19 protein-coding genes and 2 pseudogenes are annotated in these 24,549 nt (G+C 65.5%); 11 read left to right on the top strand and 10 right to left on the bottom strand.

The annotated features are described in order from the left end of the window. Positions 1–22: 22 nt before the first annotated feature. The 5 genes from RM704_RS14375 (at position 23) to RM704_RS14355 (ending at position 5,746) form a co-directional block, all read left to right on the top strand. Complete coding sequence (locus tag RM704_RS14375; RefSeq protein WP_033530930.1) at positions 23–1,009, top strand: phosphoglycerate dehydrogenase; 987 nt, start codon at positions 23–25, stop codon at positions 1,007–1,009. Positions 1,010–1,051: 42 nt separating this feature from the next. Beyond that, positions 1,052–2,437 carry an acyclic terpene utilization AtuA family protein gene (locus tag RM704_RS14370; RefSeq protein ID WP_033530931.1) on the top strand — a complete coding sequence of 462 codons (1,386 nt, stop codon included), beginning with the start codon at positions 1,052–1,054 and terminating at the stop codon, positions 2,435–2,437. After that, positions 2,430–2,759: a DUF4387 domain-containing protein gene (locus RM704_RS14365; protein WP_033530932.1), complete on the top strand. Its 330-nt coding sequence runs from the start codon at positions 2,430–2,432 to the stop codon at positions 2,757–2,759. The genes RM704_RS14370 and RM704_RS14365 overlap by 8 nt, the downstream gene beginning before the upstream one ends. Before the next feature lie 51 nt (positions 2,760–2,810). After that, positions 2,811–4,265 carry a DUF6351 family protein gene (locus RM704_RS14360; protein ID WP_033530933.1) on the top strand — a complete coding sequence of 485 codons (1,455 nt, stop codon included), beginning with the start codon at positions 2,811–2,813 and terminating at the stop codon, positions 4,263–4,265. A gap of 104 nt (positions 4,266–4,369) precedes the next feature. After that, complete coding sequence (locus RM704_RS14355; RefSeq protein WP_033530934.1) at positions 4,370–5,746, top strand: MmgE/PrpD family protein; 1,377 nt, start codon at positions 4,370–4,372, stop codon at positions 5,744–5,746. A gap of 100 nt (positions 5,747–5,846) precedes the next feature. Here the strand turns inward: RM704_RS14355 and RM704_RS14350 are convergent, their stop codons facing one another. After that, positions 5,847–6,878, bottom strand: coding sequence for an AraC family transcriptional regulator (locus tag RM704_RS14350; RefSeq protein ID WP_052146398.1), 1,032 nt, complete (start codon positions 6,876–6,878; stop codon positions 5,847–5,849). A 236-nt stretch (positions 6,879–7,114) separates the two neighbouring features. On the opposite strand from RM704_RS14350, the gene RM704_RS14345 reads away from it, so the two are divergent. Beyond that, positions 7,115–7,537 carry a pyridoxamine 5'-phosphate oxidase family protein gene (locus RM704_RS14345; protein ID WP_033530935.1) on the top strand — a complete coding sequence of 141 codons (423 nt, stop codon included), beginning with the start codon at positions 7,115–7,117 and terminating at the stop codon, positions 7,535–7,537. Positions 7,538–7,718: 181 nt separating this feature from the next. Here RM704_RS14345 and RM704_RS14340 read toward each other — a convergent pair whose 3' ends face one another. From RM704_RS14340 to RM704_RS14315, 7 genes and pseudogenes are all read right to left on the bottom strand, one after another. Further along, positions 7,719–8,375, bottom strand: coding sequence for an HAD family hydrolase (locus tag RM704_RS14340; protein ID WP_033530936.1), 657 nt, complete (start codon positions 8,373–8,375; stop codon positions 7,719–7,721). Positions 8,376–8,449: 74 nt separating this feature from the next. Continuing rightward, on the bottom strand, positions 8,450–9,487 hold the full coding sequence (locus RM704_RS14335; protein ID WP_078937394.1) for a ScbA/BarX family gamma-butyrolactone biosynthesis protein: 1,038 nt from the start codon (positions 9,485–9,487) through the stop codon (positions 8,450–8,452). A gap of 540 nt (positions 9,488–10,027) precedes the next feature. Beyond that, positions 10,028–10,876 (bottom strand): helix-turn-helix transcriptional regulator, encoded by an 849-nt coding sequence (locus tag RM704_RS14330; RefSeq protein WP_033530937.1) that lies wholly within the window; start codon positions 10,874–10,876, stop codon positions 10,028–10,030. Between the two features lie 760 nt (positions 10,877–11,636). Then, positions 11,637–12,224 (bottom strand): hypothetical protein, encoded by a 588-nt coding sequence (locus tag RM704_RS14325; protein ID WP_311590601.1) that lies wholly within the window; start codon positions 12,222–12,224, stop codon positions 11,637–11,639. A gap of 51 nt (positions 12,225–12,275) precedes the next feature. Then, positions 12,276–12,425 (bottom strand): hypothetical protein, encoded by a 150-nt coding sequence (locus RM704_RS14320; RefSeq protein WP_311590599.1) that lies wholly within the window; start codon positions 12,423–12,425, stop codon positions 12,276–12,278. Between the two features lie 288 nt (positions 12,426–12,713). Continuing rightward, positions 12,714–13,115: pseudogene (gene kilB, locus RM704_RS45695) on the bottom strand (plasmid transfer protein KilB); the annotation flags it as partial. A gap of 4 nt (positions 13,116–13,119) precedes the next feature. Then, on the bottom strand, positions 13,120–14,457 hold the full coding sequence (locus tag RM704_RS14315; RefSeq protein WP_033530938.1) for a competence protein CoiA family protein: 1,338 nt from the start codon (positions 14,455–14,457) through the stop codon (positions 13,120–13,122). 359 nt (positions 14,458–14,816) lie between these two features. Between RM704_RS14315 and RM704_RS14310 the strand changes: the two genes are divergently transcribed. Continuing rightward, entirely contained in the window at positions 14,817–17,792 is a 2,976-nt protein-coding gene (locus tag RM704_RS14310; RefSeq protein ID WP_052146400.1) for a restriction endonuclease, read from the top strand. A gap of 528 nt (positions 17,793–18,320) precedes the next feature. Beyond that, entirely contained in the window at positions 18,321–19,007 is a 687-nt protein-coding gene (locus RM704_RS14305; protein ID WP_052146401.1) for a TIGR02391 family protein, read from the top strand. A 25-nt stretch (positions 19,008–19,032) separates the two neighbouring features. Here RM704_RS14305 and RM704_RS14300 read toward each other — a convergent pair whose 3' ends face one another. Next, complete coding sequence (locus RM704_RS14300; RefSeq protein ID WP_311590598.1) at positions 19,033–19,167, bottom strand: hypothetical protein; 135 nt, start codon at positions 19,165–19,167, stop codon at positions 19,033–19,035. 479 nt (positions 19,168–19,646) lie between these two features. Between RM704_RS14300 and RM704_RS14295 the strand changes: the two are divergent. After that, positions 19,647–20,909 (top strand): annotated as a pseudogene (locus tag RM704_RS14295) (IS110 family RNA-guided transposase). On the opposite strand, the gene RM704_RS14290 reads toward RM704_RS14295, so the two are convergent. Further along, entirely contained in the window at positions 20,849–21,898 is a 1,050-nt protein-coding gene (locus tag RM704_RS14290; RefSeq protein ID WP_157856784.1) for a hypothetical protein, read from the bottom strand. The pseudogene RM704_RS14295 and the gene RM704_RS14290 overlap by 61 nt on opposite strands. Positions 21,899–22,185: 287 nt before the next feature. Between RM704_RS14290 and RM704_RS14285 the strand changes: the two genes are divergently transcribed. Next, the gene (locus RM704_RS14285) at positions 22,186–23,187 is read left to right on the top strand and encodes a Shedu anti-phage system protein SduA domain-containing protein (RefSeq protein WP_033530939.1); all 1,002 of its coding nucleotides are present in this window, start codon (positions 22,186–22,188) and stop codon (positions 23,185–23,187) included. Between the two features lie 4 nt (positions 23,188–23,191). Beyond that, complete coding sequence (locus tag RM704_RS14280) at positions 23,192–24,397, top strand: hypothetical protein (RefSeq protein WP_157856785.1); 1,206 nt, start codon at positions 23,192–23,194, stop codon at positions 24,395–24,397. Positions 24,398–24,549 lie beyond the last annotated feature (152 nt).

Here is a 24,549-nt window from a genome sequence, read left to right as displayed (position 1 = left end):
ACGCAGCCAGAGACGAGGAACCGTGCCCCGCATCCTGATCACCACGGACTACCTACGACCCGGCGACGAGGCCGATCACCATCTCCGGGCGCACGGCCACACGACGGTGCACGCCCCGCTGGTCGGCACCCGCGGTCACGAGCAACTCGTCGCCGCCCTCGACGGGATCGACGCGGCGCTGGTCGGCCACGATCCCCTGACCGCCCAGGTCCTCTCCGAGGTTCCCCGCCTGCGCGCCATCGTGCGCACCGGCGTCGGCCACGACTCCATCGACGTCGTCGCCGCGGCCCAGCTCGGCATCACGGTGAGCAACCTGCCGGGAATCAACGCCAACGCCGTGGCCGAGTACACCCTCGGTCTGCTGCTGGCGGCCGCGCGGCGCCTGGTGCAGAGCGCGACCGGCGTCGCCGCCGGCCGGTGGCCGAGACAGGACGGTCACGAGCTGCGTGGGGCGACGCTCGGCCTCATCGGATACGGGGCGGCAGCGCGCGCCGTGGTGCCGCTGGCGCGGGCCTTCGGCATGGAGGTGCTCTGCACGACCGGCGTGCCGCAGGACGAGCGGTCCGACCCGTCGGTGCGTTTCGTCGCGCTCCCCGAACTGCTGGCGGCCTCCGACTACGTCTCGGTGCACACCGCGCTGACGGACCGCACACGCGGTCTCCTGGACGCCTCCGCCTTCCGGCGGATGAAGCCGACAGCGGTGCTGGTCAACACCGCGCGGGGGGCCGTCGTCGACGAACAGGCCCTCGCCGACGCCGTGCGCACCGGCGAGATCGCCGCGGCGGCCCTCGACGTGGTGAGCGAGGAGCCGCTCCCGGCCGACAGCCCGCTGCGGGACGTCGAGGGAATCGTCGTCTTCTCCCACCTCGCTGGGCAGACCGCCCAAGCCCGCGCCGCCGCCGGCCTCGAGGGCGCGGCCGAGGTGGTGGCCGCCCTCGCGGGCCGCCCCCGGTTCGCGGTGAACGCCCACCTGCTGCCCCACGCTCCCCCTGCCCGGCGCGACGGGTGACACCCGCCCGCCACGTGCCCGGTACCGACAAGAAAGAGGAACATGGACAACGAACGGGTCGACCAGGTCAAGGTCCTGGCACCGACCGGCATGCTCGGAGCCGGCTTTCCCGAGGCCACGATCGAGCGCGGTCTGGCGCTCGGCGCCGATGTCATCTCCGTCGACGGGGGCAGCACCGACTCCGGTCCCTACTACCTCGGCGCGTCGCAGCCCAAGACCACCCGTGCCGCGGTCGCCCGTGACCTGCGGGTCCTGCTCAAGGCGGCGGCAGGCGCCGGTATCCCCCTGATCGTGGGTTCGTGCGGCACCAGCGGAACCGACTCCGGCGTCGACTGGGTCGCCGGCATCGTCGCCGACATCCTGGCGGCCGAGGGACTCCGGCTGAAGGTGGCGCGCGTCTACAGCGAGCAGGCGACCGGCGCGCTCCTGAAGTGCCTGGACGAGGGCCGGATCCATGCCCTGCCTCCGCTGGGCGAGCTGGACCCGCAGACGCTGCGGAGCTGCACACACATCGTCGGCGCCATGGGGCACGAGCCCATCGTCGCCGCGCTCGAGGCCGGTGCGCAGGTCGTGCTCGCCGGCCGCGCCACGGACACCGCCATCGCCGCCGCCTACCCGCTGATGAAGGGGATGCCGGCCGGGCCGACCTGGCACGCCGCCAAGATCATCGAGTGCGGTGGGCAGTGCACCAGCGATCCGCGCGCCGGTGGGGTGCTGGCCACCGTCGACGCCGACGGCTTCACCATCGAGCCGCTCGATCCGACGGTCGCCTGCACACCGATCCTGGTCGCCGCCCACATGCTCTACGAGACGGTGGACCCGTTCCTGATGCGCGAACCGGACGGCACCCTGGACGTCCGTGAAGCCGTCTACACCGCCCTGGACGACCGCACCGTGCGGGTCGAGGGTTCGCGGTTCCATGTCGCCGACCAGCACACCATCAAGCTCGAAGGCGCCCGGATCACCGGCTACGAGACGATGTCGTTCAGCGCGATCCGGGATCCGCACATCCTGGCGAACATCGACGGCTGGGCCGATCTCATGCGCACGATGATCAGGCAGCGGGTGGAGCAGACGCTCGGCATCGGCGACGACAAGTACGCCTTCGACCTGCGCCTCTACGGGCACAACGCCATCCTCGGGGATCTGGAACCGGCAGTGGGCCCGCCTCGCGAGGTGGGAGTCATGCTCCTCGTCAACGCACCGGACCAGAGCACCGCCACCGCCGTCGCGAAGATCGCCAACCCCCTGATGCTCCATCTCCCGACAGCCGACATGGACTACCTGCCGAGCCTGGCGTTCGCCACCTCACCGGCCGAGGTCGAGCGCGGCCCGGCGTACGAGTTCGTGCTCCACCACGTCGTCGACACCCTCACCCCCACCGAAATGTTCCGCACCGAGTTCGAGGAGACCTCCCCCCATGGCTGAGACCGCCCCCACCACCCTGGGCGACCTGGCGCACGAGGTCCGGTCCAAGAACGCCGGGCCGTTCTGGGTCACGATGGAGCTGTTCATGCGTGACGCGGACGGCTATCGCATCGCCGCCGACGAGACGTTCCTCAACGAAGGCACGGTCGCCCGGCTCTACGGCCTCGACGAGGCCGACGTGCGGATGTTCCGCATCCCGTCGCTGAACGTCGTCAAGATCTCCTTCCCGCGTCCCGTCAGCCAGGCGTCGCTGCGCGACCGTGACGTCCACTCCGGTCAGCACCACGTGCCGCTGGCGCTCCTGCCCGTACCCGCCACCTGACACCCGCCCTTGACCGGTCCACCCCCCACCAGCACCTGAAGGAGCAGTTCCTTGAACACACCCGCCGTGCCCGAACCCGGTACCCCTCGTCGGGCCCGCGGCCGCCGTTCGGCCATGCTGACGGCACTGGTCGCGGCCGCGGTCGTGGGCACGCTCGGCAGCGCACCCGCCGCCCCGGCCGACACGACGCGCCCCACCCCCGCCGCCTGCCCGGGCCACCTGGAGGAGAAGGCGGACTGCTACACCGGCCGGGACACCGACGGCGCGTACTACACGATGGCCGTCCCCAAGCACTGGAACGGCTCCCTCGTCGTCCACGCCCACGGCGGTCCCGACTTCTCCTACGACGAGTCCACCACCACCGAGGACCTGGAACGCTGGGCGGTGATGGTTGACGAGGGCTATGCCTGGGCGGGCTCCTCCTACCGGCGCGGCGGTTACGGAGTCAGGATGGCCGCCGCCGACACGGAGAACGCACGCCGCCTGTTCGTCGACCACTTCGGCCGCCCCGACCGCACCTACCTGCACGGCCAGTCCTGGGGCGGCAACGTCGCCGCCAAGGTCACCGAGACCTACGGCCAGAAGCGCGGCGCCTACGACGGAGTCCTGCTGACCAACGGCTTCCTGGCCGGCGGCTCACGTGGCTACGACACACGCGTGGACCTGCGGACGGTCTACCAGTACTACTGCCGCAACCTGCCTCGGCCCACCGAACCGCAGTACCCGCTGTGGCAAGGACTGCCCGCGGACTCCCCGATGACACCCGACGAGGTCCACGGCCGACTCCAGGAGTGCACCGGCATCGACTCCGACCCGGCCGACCGGACCGCCGAGCAGCAGCGCGACCTCGACGACATCCTGGCCGTCACCCGCATACCGGAACGCTCCCTGGCCACGAACATGCAGTACGCGGCCTTCCTCGTCCGGGACATCGTGTCCCACCGGCTCGACGGCCGTAACCCGTTCAGCAACCGCGGGATCCACTACGACGGTTCGCACGACGACAAGGCGCTCAACGCCGGCGTGGCGCGCTTCTCGGCCGACCCCACCGCCCGCCGCGACCTCTCCTACGACAGCGACCTCACCGGACGGATCGCACTCCCCGTCCTCACCCTGCACGCGATCGACGACCCCCAGGTCTTCGTCGAGCACGAGGCGGCCTATCGCGCCGCGGTCCAGGCCGCCGACCGAAGCGAGAACCTCGTCCAGACGTTCACCAGGGAGAGCGATCACAGCGCGCTCAGCACCGCCGAGTACGCCAACTCCCTGGCGGCACTGGACACCTGGGCACGCACCGGCCGGAAGCCCACCCCCACCTCGATCGCGCGTTCGTGCGGCGCGTTCGACGCCACCTACGGTGGTGGCTGCTTCTACGATCCGGCGTTCCGCCCCGCCCCCTTCGCCACCCAGGTCCGCCCCCGGCCCGGCGGCCTCCACTGGCCCGCCATGTCCGCCGCGCAGGAACAGGCGTGGAGCCGCATCGAGGGCGTGGGCATCGCCCCCTGAAGCCGCTCGGCGGGTCCCGAACCCCTCGCTCCGACACCACCGCCTCACCGACGACGACGATGTCGGTGATCCGGCTGGTGCTCCCGACGACTCAGGAGAGTCCCATGCCCCTGGCCGACGACCTCAGTTCGTACGCCGTGTCCCTGCGCCACTCCGATCTCAGCGCCGCCGCCATCCACACGGTCAAGCAGCGCCTCGTCGACAGCATCGGATGCGGACTCGGCGCCTTCGACGCCCTCCCCGCACGCAACGGCCGAGCGTTCGCCGCGGCCCACCCCTCCACGGCGGCCACCGTTCTGGGAACGACACAGACCACCACCCCGGACGTCGCCGCCTTCGTGAACGGCACGATGATCCGGTACTTCGACTTCAACGACGGATACATCGGCAAGGAAGTGGGGCACCCCAGCGACAACATCGCGGCATGCCTCGCGGTCGCCGAGTCGCAGAAGGCGTCCGGAGAGGACCTCGTCCTCGCCATCGTGCTGGCCTACGAGATCCAGTGCGCTTTCCAGGACGCGGCCGCCCTGCACACAAGAGGGTGGGACCACGTCAACTACGTGCTGGTGTCATCGGTCGTCGCCGCGGGCCGCCTGATGGGGCTCTCGCAACGACAACTGACCGAGGCGATCAACATCGCGGTGAACGGCCACATCGCGTTGCGGCAGGTGCGTGCCGGGTCCCTCTCCCAGTGGAAAGGCTGCTCGGCCCCGAACGCGGCGCGGAACGCAGTCGTCGCCGCGCAGCTCGCCCGGCACGGCTTCACCGGACCGTCGCCCATCTTCGAGGGCGAGATGGGGTTCATGAACCAGATCACCGGTGTCTTCTCCCTCGACGTCGGTGAGTTCGGCAACCGAGACAACCAGTCGTATGCCGTTTCCCGCACTCTGACGAAGATGCTGCCGACGAACGGCGAGATGCAGACGGCGGTCTGGGCCGCGCTGGCCGTGCGGGACAGGATCCCGGACACCGAGGAGATCGCGTCGGTCCAGGTCGACACCACCCGTGTCGGCTACGCCTTCCTCGGCAAGGATCCCGACAAATGGCGCCCCACCACACGGGAAACGGCCGACCACAGTCTTCCCTACACGGTGGCGCGGGCGTTGCTCGACGGCGAGATCACCACCGCGTCGTACAGCGATGAGGCCATCGCGGATCCGGTGGCTCTCGACCTGATGAAGCGCATCTCGGTGCGGGAGGACCCGGCGCTGACCGCGATCTTCCCGGAGTACATTCCCAACCGCGTCACCGTCACGCTCACTTCGGGTGAGGTGGTGACAGAGGAGGTTCGCGACGCCCCCGGTGGCGCGCGCGTCACGATGACCGACCAGCAGTTCGAGGAGAAATTCCACGGCCTGCTACGACCGCTGGTCTCCGACAGCCGGCGCGAGGACATTCTCTCCCTCATATGGAACGTCGAGCAGCTGGCGGACCTGTCACCGCTTCTCACGGCCATGACGCTGGACACCACGAAGGAGTAGTGGCTGGTCACCGTTCAGCCAGACCCGGCGGCGCCATGGCGGTCCGGCGCACGGAAGGAACGTTCGCGCTCAGAGACGTGCGCCGGCATGCTCGGCAGCGTCACCGTGACGCCTCGACCAACTTGCTCGCCTTCCCGTCAACCACTGCTCGGCAGGAGCCCGTTGGGGCGGACCGCCCAGCCGCCGGGGAGACCATGGTCGCGGTGCGGCGGAACTCGCTCGGGTTGAGGCCCCGGACCCGTTTGAACGCCGCGCTGAACCCGAACGGGTCGGAGTAACCCACCGCGCGGGCGATGTCCGCGACCGTCGCGGACTCCTGCGCGACCAGCAGGTCTGCCGCGAGCGTCATGCGCCAGCGGGTGAGGTAGGTCAGCGGCGGTTCGCCGACCAGGTCGGCGAACCGCTTGGCCAGCGTCGAACGCGACACCCCGGTGCGCTCGGCCAGCGCGGCGACCGTCCACGGTGCCGCCGGTTCGGCGTGCAACAGGCGCAGCGCGTCGCCGACCACCGGGTCCCGCTGGGCGGCCCACCAGGCCGGAGGCTCGCCGCCCGGCCGGTCGAACCACTCGCGCAGCGTGCACACCAGCATCCAGTCCAGCAGCCGGTCGAGCACCGCCTGCTGGCCCGGCGCGTCGACGGCGACCTCGGCGGCGAGGTGGTCCAGCACGGCGTCAGCCGTCCCCCCGGCGTCCACCCGCAGCACGACGGGCAGTGCGTCCAGCAATCGGTGACTGATCTCGCCGTGCAGCGGATAGGCGCCGACGATCAGGGTCGTCGTACCGCGGCCGTCAGCGGTGTCCCCACCGTGGTCGCTCCAGCCGCGCCGGTGCCGCGTCCCGCCCCGTTCGGGGGCCGCGCAGTGTTCGCCGCACGCGATCGGTTCGGCCCGGGTGCCGACCTCGTCGACGAAGGCGAACGTCACCGGGCCGCGCACGACGATCGTCTCGCGGGCCCGCAACGGCTCGGGCCGATGACCCTCCGGCACGATCCAGCCCGCCCCGGTGAGGACGGTGCACAGGGTCAGCGGCGCACCGTCCACGAAATGAAGCGCCCAGGGCGGCGACAGGGTCGAACTGCCGAACAACGAGCCATGAGCTCGCACCCCACGGATCAGATCGCTGAACACGTCCACCTCAGCGAGGTTAGACGAATACACAGGCAATTCGGCTTCCCACCCATGGGCTCGTCCGAGTCGACCGTGTTCAATCAGCAGCATGAGCAACGGCACCGCCCTCGTCCTCGGCGCTGGAACGAGCCGCCCTGCGACCGCTGAACGTCGATCGATCTCGCCGACACCGCGGCCACGATCCTGACCGAAACCGGCGGCACGCCGGACGGACCTTCCCCTCGCGTACCAGAAAGACCGTGATGAGCAACGACACCCTGACCCCCGAGGACCTCGCCTTCCTTCGACGCCCCCTGTACGGGTTCCTGTCCGTGGCCGGGGGACCACTCCCGCCACAGCCCCGACCGGTGTGGTTCGAGGCCACTGCCGACGGCACGATCCAACTGTTCACGGCCCCCGACTCGCCCAAAGTGCGACGCCTGAGCCGCGACCCCCGCGCCTCGCTCGTCGTCGCCGCCCCAGTGGGCGAACGCGAGCGCTGGCTGTCGGTCACCGGCCGCACCACCGTGGAACCCGACGGAGCACACGACCTCTGCGCCCGCCTGGCCGCTCGCTACTGGGACCTCGACGACCCGGCCCGCGCCGACGCGCTCGCCGCGATGTCGGCCACGGACCAGGTCCGTATCGTCATCCATCCGGAGACAGTGAGTCGCTACATGAACTGAGCCGCGCACCGCCGGACCGGTAGCCTGCGACGGGCCGACGCCGCCCTGCCCTCGCGGTGGCCGCGCGGTCCGATGCGTGACCGGGCCACGTGACGTGTGTCGTCGGTACAGCCCCTGAAGCGGCGGACCATGCTGCTCGACCACGCCGGGGGAGGGCGTCGGTGTGTGGTTGCCGCGAGCGTCAGAGGATGCTGGGCAGACCTGTCAGATGCCGCAGTTCGCCGAGGACTTGGCGGTTCCCACGGAAGTGGACGGCTCGCCAGCCCTGCCGTCGGGCCGCGGCACAGTTGCCCGGGAGATCGTCGACGAGCACGCACTCCTCAGGGGTGACACCGGCCGTCCTGGCCGCCAGATCGAAGATCTTCGGGTCGGGTTTGCGGAGGCCCACCTTGCACGAGTCGATGAGACAGTCGACCTCGCCGGCCGGGGCGACGATCGCCCTCCAGTACGGCTCCCACTCGACGACGTTGTTCGACAGGATGCCCACCCGGAACCCGTTGTCGCGGGCGTTGCGCAGGGCGCCCACCATCACCGGGTTGGCCGTGACGCCGTCGAACCACTGCTCGCCGAAGCCCTCCAGGCGGGCGCGGCTCAGATCCAGCTCCGGGTGACGGCTCGTCAGGGCACGGCGGAGGCGACTCCCCCACTCGGCCTCGGTGAGGGCGGCGATCTCGACGGGCGCCAGGGTCGGCATGCCCATCTCGTCCCCGACCTCCTTCATGGCGGCCTGAAGGTGCGCGGGCAGGATGCCGGTCCTGCGATGGTAGGCGTCGTACAACTCGTCCAGAGGTGGCGAGAGTACGCCGCCGAAGTCGAACCAGATCATGGGCAGGGGCATACAGAGGGTCCTCCTGTCAGAGCGGTATGGGCTGAGCCGGCCACGAGGTCGTGCGGCACGACAGGCCTGCCGTGTCAGGCGGAGGGTTCAGCAGGCATGGGGTGCCGAGCCTGGGCCGGGGCAGGGATGAGGAACTGGCCGATGGGGCTGGTGCACCGCAGGGCGACCTCGGCTGTGGAGATCACGGCCGTCTCCTGGAGCATCTCCATACGGAAGACGGCCGCGCCCGGCGTCGCCCGGTCCTCGACCAGTTCGGCTTGGCACACCGTGGGGAGTTCGAACTCACCGAACCGTGTGAAGGCGGCTGCGCAGTTCGTCAAGGTCAACCGCCGGGGCGACAGGCCCAGCAGTTCGTGGGCCGCGTACAGGGCGGTCTGCCGGTACGCCTCGAAGAACAGCGCACCGGGGATGTGGTCGAGTGGGTGGTCGAACAGAGCCGGATGCGTCTGGTCGACGATGACCTGAGCCACGACCTGGCGGCCGACGGCCTCCGCCTCCGCCAGGACGACGTTGTCGGGCGAGCTCCGCCCGACCGCGGCAGGGCTGAGCCGGCGGACGACGGAGCGCGGGCGCGGAGTCACCAGATCGAGGGCAGCACGGCCGCGTTCACGCAGCTCGTCCCACGCATCGCCGGGCATCCACTGGATGGTCATGGTCATGGATGCGGCGTCGTGGCCGTCGACAGACAGCCGCATCTCCAGGGTGACGCCGACGAGCTCAGCGCCGCGGTGCTTCTCACCCGTGATGGTGACGGTCAGCAGCCCCCGTCCAGGCAGCCGCCCGATCTCCAGAGCTTCGGTGTCGAGGACGGCCAACTCGCCGGAGTTGAAGCTGAACTTGCGGTCCAGCGGGACGGCGCAGTGTTCGTGGGCGATCAGGATGGAGGTCTGTCGGAACACTTCGAGCAACAGAAGCGGGTCGTAGGCGACCGGAGTCACCAGGTGGTCGCTGTAGTAGCTGTGGACACGTGGCAGCTGCGCCGCGACGAGGAATTCGTTGTCGGGGCGGCGCTGAGTGTCGGTCAGAAACACCTCGCAGATAGCGGCGCGGTGGACGAGCTGCCGGGAGACGGTTACCGCATAGGACAGGCCATGATTTCCCGAAACAGACATGTCTTGGCACTCCCTCGAACCGCGAATATTGAAAAGAGCAGTGGTTCATCTACGGACCATCATTACGCGTGCCGGGTCGGCACAACCAGGGGACGAGAACCCCCGCCATTGGTGCCCGACGGGAACGGTTCGGGCTTTTCCGCGTGGGAAAACAACCTTGTCAAAGCGCACATGACGGAGGCAGGAAGGATTGCCGGTCTGATGGATCCCTTGTCGGGCGAACCCCTCTGACCGAGGGGCGAGCAGCGCGCGGAAACCAGTGCGCTCACTGGTGTTTGTCTGCGGCTGGAGAAAAGGGAGTTGAACGCCCGTCACGGCGAGGTCGTCACGTGACGCGCCCTGCCCGAAGCGTGGGGTACATGTTCATCGCTACGAACCGACTGTCTGTGCCGGCGGCCCCGCGCCGGAGAATTCGAAGCCTGTTTCCGGCACAACATGCGAGCGAACCCCTCAGCCTGGCGTGAAGGCACTGCGGCCGCTCGTCATGTGCCGAAGGAGTGGTACCTCGCCAACGGCGCCGACGACTCACAGCGCGTCCCATCAGGACTTCTGCTGGTCGAAGATCTGTGTGCCGAGCACGGTGAGCAGTTCCAGTTTGGCGACCGAGTCGGTTCCGACAGCGGGGGTGAACCAGAGCAGTCGCTGACGTCCGTCCTCGCTGAACAGGTTCAGACAATTGACCTCAAGCAGTCCGAGCTCTGGATGTATCAGACGTTTTCTGTCGTGGCGTCGGAACGAAACATCGTGCTGGGCCCAGTGTTCGGAGAACTCGGGACTGCGCGCGCTTAGTGCCGTGACCATCGAACGGACATCAGGGTCACTGCCGCGCCGGGCCGAGGCCGCACGCAGGTCGGCCACGAAGGAGCGGGTGTGCTCGGCATGGTCCTCGGGCGGGTAGAGCGCCCGTGCTTCCGGGTCGGTGAACCACCGGTACAGGAAGCTCGCGGTCCATCCGGTCGTGGACGGCGGTGGACCGAGCAGCGCACGGGCCGCCGGGTTCTGTACGAGCATGACGCGCAGATCGGTGACCACCTGGGCCGGTGTGTCCCCCAGGCGATGCATCAAGTCCAGCATCCCCGGGTGGACGTGGTCGGCCGGACTGCCGGACGGGGGCAGGGGACGGCCTGCCAGGGCGAAGAGGTAGTCGCGCTCGTCCCGGCTCAGTCGGAGTGCCCGGGCGAGCGCGGCGAGCATCTGCTCCGAGGGTTGGACACCCGCCCCGCGCTCCAGCTCGATGTAGTAGTCGACCGAGACACCGGCCAGCTGAGCGACCTCTTCACGGCGAAGACCCGGTACACGGCGGCGCGGCCCGGTCGGCAAGCCGACATCCGCGGGGCGGATGCGATCACGGCGTGACCTCAAGAAGCCGCCCAATTCCGAAAGATTCACACCACCACCCTGACCTGAACGCACCCGGCGTTCCAGGGGTTGCCGACCCCTGGATGAGCGACCCCTGGTAGCCGGGGGCCCATCGTGGACGGCGGACCGTTCAAAGGAGCAACCCGCGAGTGGGAGTACCCCCCGAGCCGCCGTCGTGACCGGCGGCTCTCGTGGCATCGGCCGTAAGGCGGCGCGCTGTCCATTGGATGGCGAGAGGACCGCTGGATCAACGGCCAGGTCGTCCGGGGCAATGGCGGAGCCATCTGAGGCTCACCGTGATCACTGGCGCGTCCAGCGGCTCGCTGTCGTGCGCGTCAGCGGACGGTCGCTGCGATCGGGCGCGCCGACGGCATGTGGTCCAGGCGCACCCGCACATGGGCACCTGGCCGGCATCTGCCCTGGCCAGGCGCCCTCTCTGCGCTTAGAAGAAGCCCAGCTTCTTCGGAGAGTACGACACCAGGAGGTTCTTGGTCTCATGGTGGTACACGCCCACCGTCGCCCCTGACCTGCGACAAGAGGTGGAACCGTCTACCGCAGGGCTGAGCTGGTCCGCACCTGGTCCGGATCTTGGTACGCGGGCTGTGGTGTTGGCGTGCGAGTACTGCGGTACGACATGGCACAGGTTGTAGAGACCGTCTTTGGGCGTCCACGTGGTCCGAAACGATGCAGTTTGCGTAGGCGGATTCCCTGAGGTCCGGGAGCGTCTACGGGGTTGGTGACACGAGCGTGACACGTGAGGCACCTCTGGCGGTCTGGTTCGACGGAGGATTCAGGTGCAGACGGGGACCTGATACGACGGGCCTCGTCGGCTTACTCCGGCGAGGCCCGTCGTGCACTTGTTAAGGCCGTCCTGGAAATGCTCCGCTTCGGAGTTCATGCCGATCGATGCCATCTCCTGGCTCATACGTTCCGGGTGCACCTTCGGGGTCTGCTCACCACAGGGCGTCCTGCTCGGCTGACGGCTTGAGGGTCTGAGGTGTCGCGGCAGGTGCACTCGCGTCTTGTTGTTTATGGCGCGAGGTTCCGTCGTCAAGGCGTCCGCGTTGCGTAGCTGTCGGACGGCGTCGATCACTTGGGCGGGCCGGTAGACGGTGTCCAAGAGGGCGTATCGGTTGAGCTCTGGGATGGTTCGCCCGTCGGGAGCTGCGGAGATGAAGTCGCGCAAGATGCGTCGCAGCGGAGCCGTATCGGGTTCGAATACGAAATCCAGCATCTGCCGTTGGGTGTCTCTGGGGTCGCGGTAGAGGACGCCGTAGGAAGGGCCCACCTTCCACATGGCGTCCTTCATCTTCTCCAGTCCCAGTTCGTGCTGGGCGCCGAAGATCAGGTAGAGCTTCCTGTTGCCCTCGTTGATCATTTCGAAGTACAGCGTGTGTGTGAAGCCGGCCTGGCGTAGCGTCGCTCGGTATTACTCGCGTAGGAACGTGAACTTGTGCGAGGAAGGCTGCTGGAATACGGCTTGCCACTGCTGACTGCCGAAGGCTGCGTCGCCGAGTTGGCGGTGGCCGTCGTGGTTCTCGGTGAACCGTGTGGGGAAGGCGGGCTCGAAGGTCACCATCACTTCGGTCCTGGGATGATGCCCCAACACCGCAAAGCGGGACTCCGCGGGCCCTGTCGGTCCATGAGCACTTCGACAAACGCAAGGTCGAACTCGGCTCCTGCGGACGCCCCTACGGCACGCCCTGCGCGCACGAGCACGCCTGCTTCTCTGAACCACGCGAGGCGGCCCTGCCGCTTCCTCCTGCCGGTGGCCGGCATGACCGTCCCTAGTCAATCGTGGTGGTACGTACATGCGGCGAAGCGTCGGAGAGAAACCTATCGAGTACCAGACGGGCCTTCTCCCCCGCCTCGCGCGGTCCCGCTCGTCCTGCGCCACATGAATTTCGGTCGTGGCATCAAGAGCTTCCTGGGCCAGCTGACTCAAGACGGAATCGCCGCAGATGAGGCGGACACGGCATAGCGCTGCTGTCGCGTCCGCCCGCCGCTGATAGGACTCTTCACGAGCGCTGATGAATTGAGGGCTATTCGGGTCAGCCTGCTCCAGGTGCCAACGGTCGTTCTGACTACGGCGGAAGTCGGTGAGGGACGCTGCGAAGGCGCTGTAGGCGGCAACTCGTTCGTGCCAGAGCTGTTGGTCTCGGGTAAATCGTTCCGCCTGCCGGGTGATATGTCGTTGAAAGAGGAAGGTGAGGGTGGACCCGGCCAGTGTCGCGAAGACGGCGACGAGGCTTGTGAGGGCAGTATTCATGTCCTCATGCTCCGGCTTGAGCCTTGCGCGCGGCGGCGAAGACGGCCCTTCGGGCACTGAACGGGTCGTGGGTGGCGGGCAGCCATGGGTGGGTCGCCAGGGCGGCGGCCAGTCGCCTGCACTCTTCCTGGGCTGCGAGCCACTGCTCTCGTTCTGCGTGCGTGATCTCGATTCGCCCCGCCGCGAGGTCCGCTCCCGCCGGGAGGGTGTCGGCGAGTGCATTCAGGCGCTGAAGGGCGGAGTCCAACGTCAGCCTCGCCGCCACTACATCGCCGGGAATCTCCCAGCCGTCCACGTTCCACGTGGACCTGTACTCCGGCGGCGGCTCCCTCGACAGCCAGTCGGAGGCATCGATGGGATCGCCACTGTCACGGGGCCGTGCGAGTTCCGCGCGGATCCCGGTGTCCTCGCCATAGTGGCAGTGCGGGTCGGGTGGGAGCGGCTCGGCGGGGAGGAATGCGGCGGTCGAGTCGGCAGCCGATGCCAGCAGATAGGGATTCGGTTCCGGACGCCCCTGGAGGAACTCGGCCTTGTCCGATGGCTTCACCCACATGTGCCAGCCGCGCCGTCGCCCGGTGCGCGCTTGCATGAACAGCGTCACGAGCTCTCCCGTGGCCGTCATGCGTACTATGTCGTCGTAGTGCGCCTGGGTTGATTCCCATGTGGCGTGCCAACCGCCACAGCGCGTACCAGTCTTGGGGCATTCGCGTTGGGTGGTCCAGTCGCAGCGGACCATGCGCAACGCCTTCACGCCTCCTCGTACGCGCAAGGCGTCTCGGCTGCCCACGTCCTGCCATCGCTGGACGTTCAGCCTGGCCCAGGGCGCTCGATCGATGGCGAGCGAGTTTTCGTTCGTCACGAGCCACAGCGGTGTGAGGCCGTCGTTCACCGCGGTGCGCGTCCTGCTGTCCACAGACCCGCTCGCGATCGGTGAGATCTGGATCTCGTAGCCGATCTTCTTTCCGCTGGCCCCGGCGACCGTTACGTCAGTACGACGGCGACCATGTACGGCTCGGTCTTCGACGGTGACGCCGAAGCCGTCTCGGCTGGCTGTTTCGGCGGTGTGGCTCTTGAGCGCCTTGTGCAGTTCGCTCTCGCCCGCCGTTTCGGGCACTTCGCCCTTGGTCACGTGCCGGGCGTGGTAGCGGCCGTTCTTCTCGACGATGGTCATGAACCCGGGGCAGACGGTGCCGTATTCATGGGCCCCGAGGCAGTAGAGAAGGTCGGGCTTGTAGTTGCGGTGAATCTCCTGCAGGAGTCCGGGGCGGTCCGGGTGGCCCAGGTCTGATGCACTCAAGTCGATAGTGATCCCGTAACCGCGATGCAGCACGTTGTGGGTCATGTTTTGAGAGTAAGTCCTGCCACTGACAACGGAGTTCGTTACCCGTCGTGGTGCTGGTCGGAGGCGGCGCCTCGGCCGACGAGCGACCCCGCCCCGTGAACGCGCCGCTTGTCTCCGTGTGCTGTTGTGATCGACCAGGATCAATTTTTGGGTTGGGGCCGGAGCCCATGCCGAGTACGTGGCCGCCCCGGCCCTGGGTGCCGACCGTCGACCTGGATGGCCTCGGGTGCGATCGTGCGGGCATCCGGTTCGGCGGGTGTACCCAGCGGGGGTGTTCAACTGGCGTGTAGACGAGGGCTATCGGCCAGTCCAATCGTGGAGCTGGGCCCATTGTCAGCGGCTGAATGCATGATGGCCGCATGACGACGAAGCCGCAGCACGATCCCCCCGAGCCGATTCCCGCAGCCGCCTCGGGGGGAGAGGACCTGGAACAACTCTGGGAAGAGATCGATGCTGGTCACAGGCTCGTGGCTCCACCTCCAGATCTTCCTCCGCCGCTCACGGTGACAGCCCCGCTGCACCTTCAGGTAGAGCAGTTGTCCTGGGAGAGCCTCGAGCATCTGGTTGTGGCGTTGGCTCGTGAGGTTGAGGGTGCAGTCCGGTCCAGGTTGTACGGCAGGAACGGGCAGAAGCAGCACGGCATCGATGTCGTGGGGTACTTCGACGATGGCAGCCTGACCGTCTATCAGGCTAAGCGCCGGCAGAGTTTCACCGCCGATGCCCTCTCGGATGCGGTTCGGATGTATGTCGAAGGAACCCGCCCCTTCGACGCCACGCGCTTCGTGCTGGTCACCACTGCCTATACCGGTGACACTGCGGTGGAGGATCGGCTCCATCAACTGCGTAAGGACTATCACCCCCTCGACATTGAACTCTGGGGCCGGCAGCAGCTCTCGGACCTGCTCTTCCCACAACGTGCCTTGGTTGACCGCTTCTTCGGGCGGGCGACGGCAGACGGGTTCTGCGCAGACGGTCCGGATCCCGCCAGGCAGCCCCATACCGTGGTGGGCTCGCCGATCCGGGACTTCACCGATCCGTTCGCTCTGGAGGTGCACCGTGTCATCGAGGCCGAAGAGAGGGATCCCGGTGACCGGCTGCCCCCGCTGCCGGCCTACATCAGCCGGGAACACGACATGCGGGTGGGCCAGCTCGTCGCACGGGCAACCGCCGAACAGAGCGCTCTGGCCGTACTTGTTGGCGACTCTTCCACCGGCAAGACACGAGCATGCTGGGAGGCTATCCAGGCGCTACCGGGCGACTGGCGACTCTGGTTTCCGATTGCTCCAAGCCCAGCAGAAGCACTCCTCAATGGCATGCCGTCCGTCGGGCCGCGGACGGTGGTCTGGCTCGACGAAATCGAGCCCTACCTGGCGTCGCCTCAGCTGGGCGAGCAGGCGGCCGCGGCGCTGCGGGAGCTACTCAAAGATCCCACCCGGGGCCCGGTCGTGGTCTTGGGAACAGCCTGGCCGGAGCACTGGGAACGGCTAACCCTGCCCCCCGCTTCAGGAGCACCGGATCGGCACCGAGAGGCCCGCCTGCTGCTTGCCGGCCACAGTATCCTCGTCCCCCGTTCGTTCGATGAGCCAGCTCTGTTGGAAGCACGCAGAGCAGCACACGGGGACCGGCGGTTGGCAGAGGCACTTCACCAAGCCAGCGACGGACGGATTGTCCAGTACCTCTCTGCCGCTTTCGCTCTCATGGAGCGCTATACCACTGCCCCGGCCCGCGTGCAGGCCGTGATCCATGCAGCAATGGATGCCCGCCGGATCGGATGCAGTGGAGCACTCTCTCGTACGCTGTTGGAACTGGCTGCCGTCGGCTATCTCACCGATGACGAATGGTCTGCCCTGAGTGAGGGTTGGTTCGACCAAACTCTCTCTGCGCTGCAACAGCCCTGCCGCGGTGCGACCAGTCCTCTCAGCCTGGTGCGCCCCCGTCCCGGTCAGGCCGCTCACGGGGAACCCCATTTTCGTCTTGCTGACTATCTCGATCACCACGGACGGTCGAGTCGGGCGACCGGGCCGGCTGCGGCTTCGCTCTGGAGTGCGCTTCCCGAACATGCAGAGGTGGATGATCTTGTCGAGCTGGCCTGGGAAGCCCGAAACCGCGGTCTCTTTCGATACTCGTTCCAGCTCCATCTGCGTGCCCACGCCGCGGGCATCGAAGGCACTGCCTGGCTCGCGGGCGATCTGATGGAACGAGCCGACCAGCACCAGGAAGCCTTGCGCTGGTATCAGGCCGCAGTCGAGGCTGGTGAGGAGGACGCCTATGCGAACCTGGTCGAGCTGTCAGAGGCTTTCGGCCAGAAGGATGAAGTAGTCGACCAGCTGACACGACTGGCCGAAGCCAAAGATGAGCTCGCGCTCTCCTGGGTCGTCGAGCTGACTGCGAACTCGCGCGGTACGGATGAGACCATCTCCTGGCTCGGCGGACTCGCCGACCGCGGTGACGCCGCTGCCGCCCGCGAAGCCGGTGAGAAGCTTCAGCAGAACGGCCGCCTGGCAGAGGCACTTGAGTTCTACCGGCGAGCAGCGCTTTCTGGCGACGCACTCGCGATCCGGCAATCCGTAGGCATGTTGTGGAACACCGATGGTCCTGACAAGGCTCTTGCTTGGCTGAACGAACTGGCTCAAGAAGGCGCCACCGACCTGATGGTCACGGCCAACACACTTGCTCAGGCTGGTCGTTCGGACGAGGCGCTCTCGTCCTTCAAGCGTGCGGCAGACGCCGGCCATGACATGGCCTTCCGCGTCGGAGCTGAACTGGCCGTGAAATGTGAAGGACTCGAGCAAGCCTCAACGTGGTTGGAGCCGTTCGCGACGGTTGGCCGGCCGTTCGCCTCGGCCGCATACCTTGACATCCTCATCGCGGCAGAACGTTATGACGACGCGCTGCGCTGGTGTCTTGAGCCCGAGAGGCGCGTGGACCTGGCGGTGCTTCACACGGCCGCCGAGCTGCTGGTCGCGTCGGGGCGCGAGGACGAGGCGCTACGTTGGCTGGGCTCCCTGGCTGAGCAAGGACATGTCTTCGCCCTCTGGCGCATGGCAGGGCTTTCTGAACAACTCGGGCGAGTTGACGAGGCAGTGTCGCGCGCGAAGAAACTCGCCGAACAAGGCCAAACCTCGGCGCTCCACCTCACGGCATTCCTCACGTCGCGACAAGCCAACGGCGAGGAGGCGATTTCATGGTACAGGAAGGCAATCTTGGCGGGAGAACCGTTCGCTATCGCCGAGATGGTGGATCTGTTGAAGGAATTAGGGCGTCATGACGAAGGCGATCGCTTGCGCAAGTATGGTTTGGAAGCCGATGGGCAGATTGCTGCCGACGCGGGCTGACCTGCTGCTGGTAGGGGTGGCTGAGCTACGGTGTCGGCATCCCGCCATCGCCGGCCGCCACGTCGACCGAGTTGTGTCAGACCCGTCCGAAAGTCGCCTTCCTGTTCGGAGAACCACATGTCAGAAACCAACGATGCGCCCGTCACTTTGGCGGGAATCGCGCGCATCGCGGGCGTTGGTCGAGCGGCGGTAAGTAACTGGCGACGGCGCCATGTCTCGTTCCCGATGCCGGTCGGCGGGACAGACACCAGCCCGCAGTTCTCCCTTGCAGAGGTCGGTGTCAGCCTTGTGGCTTATTGCAGTCGCCATTTACGACTTTGGCCACGACCAGGGTGGAGCGGCCATCGGCCTCGTGATCGTTGCCGCTGGTATCACGGCTAGTGCGGTTCGGGATCGTAAGAAGTTGATGGCCCAGCTCAAAGGGTAAGAAATCGCCTTGAGAGAGACCTGACACGGGCGAGAGTGCGCCCGTTTTTCATTTGTTAAAACCCTTTGACGACATGCGTGAACCAGAGTATAAGTTGTGGCATGATCTCGCTGACCGCGCAAGCCGCCCTCGAACTCCCCGTGGATGAACTAGCACTTCATGTCCTTGAAGACATGGTGCAGAGCAATATGTGGAACTCGTACAACTACAGCTTGCAGTACAACTCCGACGCGAGCTACAGCGGCCAGGGTGCCAAGGCGATTGCTGAAGCTGTGCAATGGTTGTCGGCGCAGGGGATGCTCGCGAGTGAGCCCGGCAACAGTAGCGCACATGCCATATTTGTGACGCGTCGAGGGCATGAGGCAATCAAGCAGGGTATTTCCACCGTGCGCAGCGTGAACAGGCTCCAAGGAGATCTGCACCCGTTGATCGAGGCCAAAGCTCGTCGTCAGTTCCTCCTTGGTGAGTACGAGAACGCAATCTTCGTTTCCATGAAAGCCATCGAGGTGCGCGTACGCCAGCTGGCCGGCTTCGGAGATGAGGTGATCGGTAGCGACCTCATGATTAAGGCATTCAAGCCTGGCGGACCGCTTGCCGATCCTGCGACCCCCTCTGGTGAGGTTGACGGCACGATGATGCTCTTCCGTGGCGCGTACGCAGTGCTACGTAACCCGTCCGGGCACCGGGAAGTGTCGTTCGACGACGTGACCGAAGCCGCTGAGGCAGTCATGACCGCGAGTCTGCTGATGCGGATGCTTGACAAGATCGAGCGCCGGCTCGGCACATGAGCTCGGTCGCCGCTCATAGTAGCCGTCACTGGTGTCTGGCGAGGAGCTGGTTGAAGAACTGGCGGAGCATGTCGGCCGCACCTTTACGGCCCAGCTCGTAGCCGCCGAACCGGTACACCTCGTAACCCTTGAGCCGCAGCCTTCGGTCCTCGGCCACCATTTCTGAGTAGAGCTTGGGAGATGCCTAATGGGACCCGAAGGTCGGTACTGAGCCCCGTTCTTGGGCGATGGCCTCGCCGTCCTTCGGGGCGCGGAGCGAGCCTTTGAGTATGCCCGGACCTTCGAGTCCTATTGACAAGACGAAGCCGCTACCGCGCCCATCGGCGTTCGTTCAAGGTGAGGCAGAGGAGTATCGACAATCGTTCCCGAGCGGTATCTCTGGTGACGGTTCAAAGCACGTTCCGTCACCGCACTCCTGGCCCACCGGCAACGCGATTCGCTGTTCGCAGTCCGAGCTGGCCGCGTGGATCACCTCTCTCCAATGCCTGAGTCTCAGTTCTGAAGCAGACCGAGGGCCGCACGGCTTGCTGGGGTTGCGAACGGCTGGTGGGATGACGTGCCTTGAGCACTTCCATTAGGGAGCACGCGCACCCTGCACAGGCTCGGAACCGGCAAAGAGCCCCGGCAGAGGAGGATCACATGGAGGTCACCGCATTACCGGCGCCCGTGTTCTGCGGGGTGGATTGGGCAGAAGATCACCACGACATTGCGCTGGTCGATGCCGGTGGGAAGCCGCTCGCCAAGCAGCGGATCAATAATGATGCAGAGGGATTTGCTCAGTTGATCGCCCTGCTGGGCGAGCACGGCGACCGCGCTGACGCCATGATTCCCGTTGCGATCGAGACGTCCCGTGGACTTCTCGTCGCGTGTCTGCGGGCCACCGGCCGCCCCGTTTATGCGATCAACCCGCTGGCGGTTGCCCGCTACCGGGATCGCCATTCCGTGGCCCGGAGGAAATCCGATGCCATCGACGCTGCGGTGTTGGCGAACATCCTGCGGACCGACATGGCCGCTCACCGGGCGTTGCCTGCGGACTCCGAGCTCGTGCAGGCCATCGCGGTGCTTGCCCGAGCACAACAGGATGCCGTCTGGGAGCGCGGTCAGGCCAGCAACAAGCTCCGCTCCCAACTGCACCAGTTCTACCCGGCCATCCTGGACGCGTTCGCTGCACACAAGCACGGCCTGTGCGCACGAGAAGCCCGGACCATCCTCGCCGCGGCACCGACACCGACCATCGCCGCAACGCTCACGCGGCGTCGGTTGCAGTCTCTACTCATGAAGGCCGGCCGAGTACGCGGCATCGAGGCTGAAGCCGACCGGCTCCATGAAGTGTTCCAGCGCGACTATCTCCACCAGCTTCCGCAGGTGGAAGCGGCATTTGGCCAGCAGACAACTGCTCTGCTCAGACAGCTCAACACCGCCTGCCTCAATGCGGATCAGCTCGAGGAATCTACGGCTGCCGCATTCGGAGAACACCCTGATGCACCGGTCATCCGCAGCTTTCCAGGTCTCGGCTCCTTAACCGGCGCCCGCGTCCTGGCGGAGATCGGTGATGACCGGACCCGATTTGCGAGCGCCGACTCGCTCAAGGCATACGCCGGAAGTGCCCCAGTTACTCGGGCAAGTGGTAAGAGCCGCACGGTCATGAGCCGGAGGATCAAGAATTAGAGGCTGGCGGCCGCTGGCTACGTGTGGGCCTTCGTATCGCTTACCAAGTCAGCAGGTGCTAGGGCCCATTACGACCGCCGCAGGGAAGCCGGCGACCGCCACGTCGCGGCACAACGCAATCTCTTCAATCGCTTCATGGGCATGCTCTTCTACTGCCTCCAGCACGGCCAGCTCTACGACGAGCTCAAGGCATTTCCGATCCCTCCGGACGATCGTTCCGCCTCTGCGGCTTGACTCTTATCCGCGTGGGATGTCTTGTCACCCTCGGCGTAGTGCTGCTTGCCGTCCACCTCCAGGACGATGCGCGCTCCGTTGGGAAGCAGCAGCAGGAAGTCCATACGCTCTCGGGACAAGACGCTGGAGCGACCACCGCGTTGCTTGTGCGTGAGCGGGTCATAGTGCAAGTACACCTGCGGGATGAGAGCAGGGTGCGAGTTGGCCTCATCAGAGGCGTACCGTTCGCAGTAGGTTCTGAACAGCAGCCGTTCCACGTGGTTGTCACCTAGGGACTCGCTCAGCCTCCCGTACAGGTCACGTGCGACCTCAGCATCGTCCGCGTCTGCAAGCCCGCCTTTATCCCGCCACCAACTGACAAGGGCTCCCCAAGAGAGGCCGGCTCGATCAAGGGGATGGTTGTAGAACAGGCAATATTCGCCGTTCTCCGTAACCTCGATGACGTTGTTGATCGAGTCTCTGAGAACTACGCGCGGCTTTGGCCCGGTAGATGCAAAGATTAAGTTCTTGAGCTCACCATCCACACCCCTGATGGATGCAGTCTGCGCGCGTTCGTCCTCCATCTCTTCCAGTCTTTCGAGGACGGGCGTAAAAAGCGCGTTCACGTAGCCCCGACGGGCAGCCCATGAGCCACCCATGTCGTTTTCTCCCCAGTACCCTCTAAAGCCGGTGAAGTTGCGAAACGGGGGAGTGAAATCTATGCCCAGACGCTTCAAGAGCGCGCGCAGCGTACGAATGACGGTTCCGCTCTGTTTGTCATCGAGCTTGGCGTCACTGCTTCGAGTTCCGTACTTCTCAAACTCATCGTGTGCTAGTTGGGTTAGTGCATAGGCGGCCTCAAGGTCATCGACGTCGTTGACAGGGCCTTGCCGGAGTTGTTCCACGAGGTCTGAGCGAAAAACCTCACTCATCCGCGCTGACTCGTTCCATGGGTCTGCTCCATCCCAAAACGCGTTCTCTTCAAGGTCGAAAAAGTCACTTAGTTGCATGATCTAAGTTTACTTAAAGTCCCAGGTCGTGAACAGAGTGCAACCAGAGTCATGGCGAGGCTAGGTGCTGTCGCGGTGCTCGCGCGCGGCGGTTGGCGGCAAGACGGTAGCCACCGGCCCTGGCCGTGCACTTCGTGCGCAGTAGATGCCGCACCGTCGGAAAAGGTGCAAAGCATGTCAGAGCTATCAGTTAATCCATTCTCGGGCAACGTTCAGCTATGGCCAAGGGTTGCTCTTTCATCCTGAAAAGTTCATAATCTCCGTCAAAGATCAACAGGAGATAGCTAATGACCGACGAGCGCCAGGTTTCGCGCCGGCAAGCACAGTCGCAGCGCGTTTCTTTCACTGACCCGATCGTGATTGCCAATACTCCGCAGCGCCGCTTCGAAGTGCTGCCGCAGTACATCAAGCGCACGGATGGCGACAAGGTGGCGGCGAAGCTTCTCTATCATAAGAAGCGCGAGGGGCGGATTTTCGGTCTCTTCCCTGTGGAGTTCACCCTGAACCACGAGGAAGTCAAAGAGCTCAAGCGGGTGCTAGAAGAGAGCTTGGCAGTTGCTGAGGGGCGTCAAGATGGTGACTTTCTGGTCCTCCGTCTCGATGGTACTGGTACCGGTCTCTCGGGCCGGGACCCGATAGCTGTTGGTAAGGCCATCGCCCCGCTTGTGGCTGACGAGGACGTTCTGCGTTCCCTGGCAGGTACCGAGGATGGGGCGGAGCTCCTCAAGGGTGTGCAGTCCAGTGTGCGTCTGACGGAACTGTCGCTAGCCATCGATCAGTTGCGGACCAACCTGGAGAGCGGCGAGAAGAAGGAACAGACGTACCAGGAGTGGTGTGAGCGCCATGGCTGGGTCTTTGGCAACGCATACACCATGCGTGATGAGGTGCGGACCATCGCGCTGGGCGACTCCGTAGACGGCTTGCTGGCGCAGACTGCCAACGGACTGCGAGACATCTTCGAGCTCAAGCGCCCGGACATGCCGGTGATCTCCTACGACAACACGCACAAGTGCTGGTTCTGGAGCCGTGACGTCTCAATGGCGATTGGGCAGTGCCACCGCTACCTTGATGCGCTGCATGAAGCAGCCGCCAGGGGTCTGCGTGACCATCCTGAAGTGGTCGCCTACCATCCACGCGCCATCTTGATCATTGGCCGCTCTCACGACTGGCCGGCAGAGCAAGTTAAAGCGCTGCATGGACTCAACGCACGCCTGCACGGCATCAGCGTCATGACCTACGACCAGTTGCTTTCTCAGGCCGAGCAGCTTTTGAGCACGTTGAGGGGGTAGCGCTGTGCGCAGTGATGCGTTGGAGCATGAGACGGAGCGCGTGATCGCGGCGTGCCGGGCGATGATTTCAGAATACTGTGCATGGGATAGTAAGCGAGTTAGCGGCGAAACAGCTTCGTCCATGTATGGCGATATGTTTGAGTTCGTCAACCTGCGCATAGAGACGGCCGAAAGTTGCCTCCTTCTCATTGAGAACGACAAGATTGCCGACTCCCTCGGACTTAGTCGCTCTCTCCTTGAGCACTACCTTCTCTTTCTCCTGATGTGTCGCGGTAACAGGTACTTCCAACTGGCCGACCTTTCGAGTGAGCGCTTGACTGAAGGGCAGTTCAAGGCACGGCTGCGTGAGGAGCAAGAAGAACTTGCGCGGCTTCGGGCGGAAGGGAAGTCAAGCTGCCTTGAGGTCAGGAAGTACCGACGGGCGAAGCATAGAATCATGTATGTCTACGAAGGTCTGAAGGACCGAGACGACCCGGACTTCATGATTCCTATTCACTTCTTCCAGTTCCAGGAGTTTCGCCCCGAAGTGATGCGCCTCAAGGAGGAGAACTACTTCCAGTACTACGAGCCGGAGACTGAGACCAAGCAGGCGATACGAGGTCAGCAAGATGAAGCTGCCTGGCGATACAAGCATTACCTGTCGTACGACGCCTTGCTACAGTGCCTTGAGCTCAATGACCTGGCTGACCCGGCCGTGATTTACCGGATTGAGGCTCATTACACATTCCTCGGTAAGTTCCTGCATCCCACTCATGGCGCAGTTAGAGACCTCCATGAGCGCAGCAACTGGCATAACGGTCAAACTGGGGTTGGCATTGGCCAGCCGTACACAGACGCGGCGAAGCTCCTCGCGGCTCTCTATATCTGTTTCTGCGTGGCTAGCCTGCTAGGAGAAGTGGCTGGGGTTGTTGACCGAGCTCCCGCTAAGTACTACACAGATTCCGGAACGGCCGACTTGTGGTCGCTAATTCGGGCAGTCTCCGTGGACTATCCGTACTTCTGGTTCCTCTTCAACGATGCGCCACTGTATGACCGATACCTGTATTGCATCCATCATGCTGACGAGGCTGACCTCGTTGAGTGGGGTGGCTACGCCGGCGTCCCTCTAGAACGCGTCCCGTTCAATCAGCACATTTACTCTCACTTTCGTGGTGGCTTGAACGGCTGGTCGAACATTCGGTGGGGAAGCTACAACCCCGCTGTTCACTGAGCTTCTTCAGCGGTGCCGTTACGGGGTGAGGCACGACTGGCCGACGATCATGCTTGCTGTGCCCCTGGTCTTCAGCGACGTGGAGCGCCGCGCACATCGGATGGCACTTCAACGACGCCCTCGTCGCCCCACGTGCCGCACATGATGGGGTT

Source organism: Streptomyces gottesmaniae (assembly GCF_031845845.1).
Classification (GTDB): Bacteria; Actinomycetota; Actinomycetes; order Streptomycetales; family Streptomycetaceae; genus Streptomyces; species Streptomyces akebiae.
The sequence above is the reverse complement of the archived record's forward strand: the minus strand, read 5'-3'. Positions and strand labels throughout refer to the sequence as shown.

What these genes read in the sequence shown, in the direction of transcription:
- RM704_RS14315 (WP_033530938.1), bottom strand. Translation starts at nt 14,457, where the DNA reads ATGACCCACAACGTGCTGCATCGCGGTTACGGGATCACTATCGACTTG.
- RM704_RS14345 (WP_033530935.1), top strand. Translation starts at nt 7,115, where the DNA reads ATGAGCAACGACACCCTGACCCCCGAGGACCTCGCCTTCCTTCGACGC.
- RM704_RS14320 (WP_311590599.1), bottom strand. Translation starts at nt 12,425, where the DNA reads ATGGTGACCTTCGAGCCCGCCTTCCCCACACGGTTCACCGAGAACCAC.
- RM704_RS14305 (WP_052146401.1), top strand. Translation starts at nt 18,321, where the DNA reads ATGATCTCGCTGACCGCGCAAGCCGCCCTCGAACTCCCCGTGGATGAA.
- RM704_RS14325 (WP_311590601.1), bottom strand. Translation starts at nt 12,224, where the DNA reads ATGATCAACGAGGGCAACAGGAAGCTCTACCTGATCTTCGGCGCCCAG.
- RM704_RS14285 (WP_033530939.1), top strand. Translation starts at nt 22,186, where the DNA reads ATGACCGACGAGCGCCAGGTTTCGCGCCGGCAAGCACAGTCGCAGCGC.
- RM704_RS14290 (WP_157856784.1), bottom strand. Translation starts at nt 21,898, where the DNA reads ATGCAACTAAGTGACTTTTTCGACCTTGAAGAGAACGCGTTTTGGGAT.
- RM704_RS14365 (WP_033530932.1), top strand. Translation starts at nt 2,430, where the DNA reads ATGGCTGAGACCGCCCCCACCACCCTGGGCGACCTGGCGCACGAGGTC.
- RM704_RS14300 (WP_311590598.1), bottom strand. Translation starts at nt 19,167, where the DNA reads ATGGTGGCCGAGGACCGAAGGCTGCGGCTCAAGGGTTACGAGGTGTAC.
- RM704_RS14340 (WP_033530936.1), bottom strand. Translation starts at nt 8,375, where the DNA reads ATGCCCCTGCCCATGATCTGGTTCGACTTCGGCGGCGTACTCTCGCCA.
- RM704_RS14335 (WP_078937394.1), bottom strand. Translation starts at nt 9,487, where the DNA reads ATGTCTGTTTCGGGAAATCATGGCCTGTCCTATGCGGTAACCGTCTCC.
- RM704_RS14355 (WP_033530934.1), top strand. Translation starts at nt 4,370, where the DNA reads ATGCCCCTGGCCGACGACCTCAGTTCGTACGCCGTGTCCCTGCGCCAC.
- RM704_RS14310 (WP_052146400.1), top strand. Translation starts at nt 14,817, where the DNA reads ATGACGACGAAGCCGCAGCACGATCCCCCCGAGCCGATTCCCGCAGCC.
- RM704_RS14370 (WP_033530931.1), top strand. Translation starts at nt 1,052, where the DNA reads ATGGACAACGAACGGGTCGACCAGGTCAAGGTCCTGGCACCGACCGGC.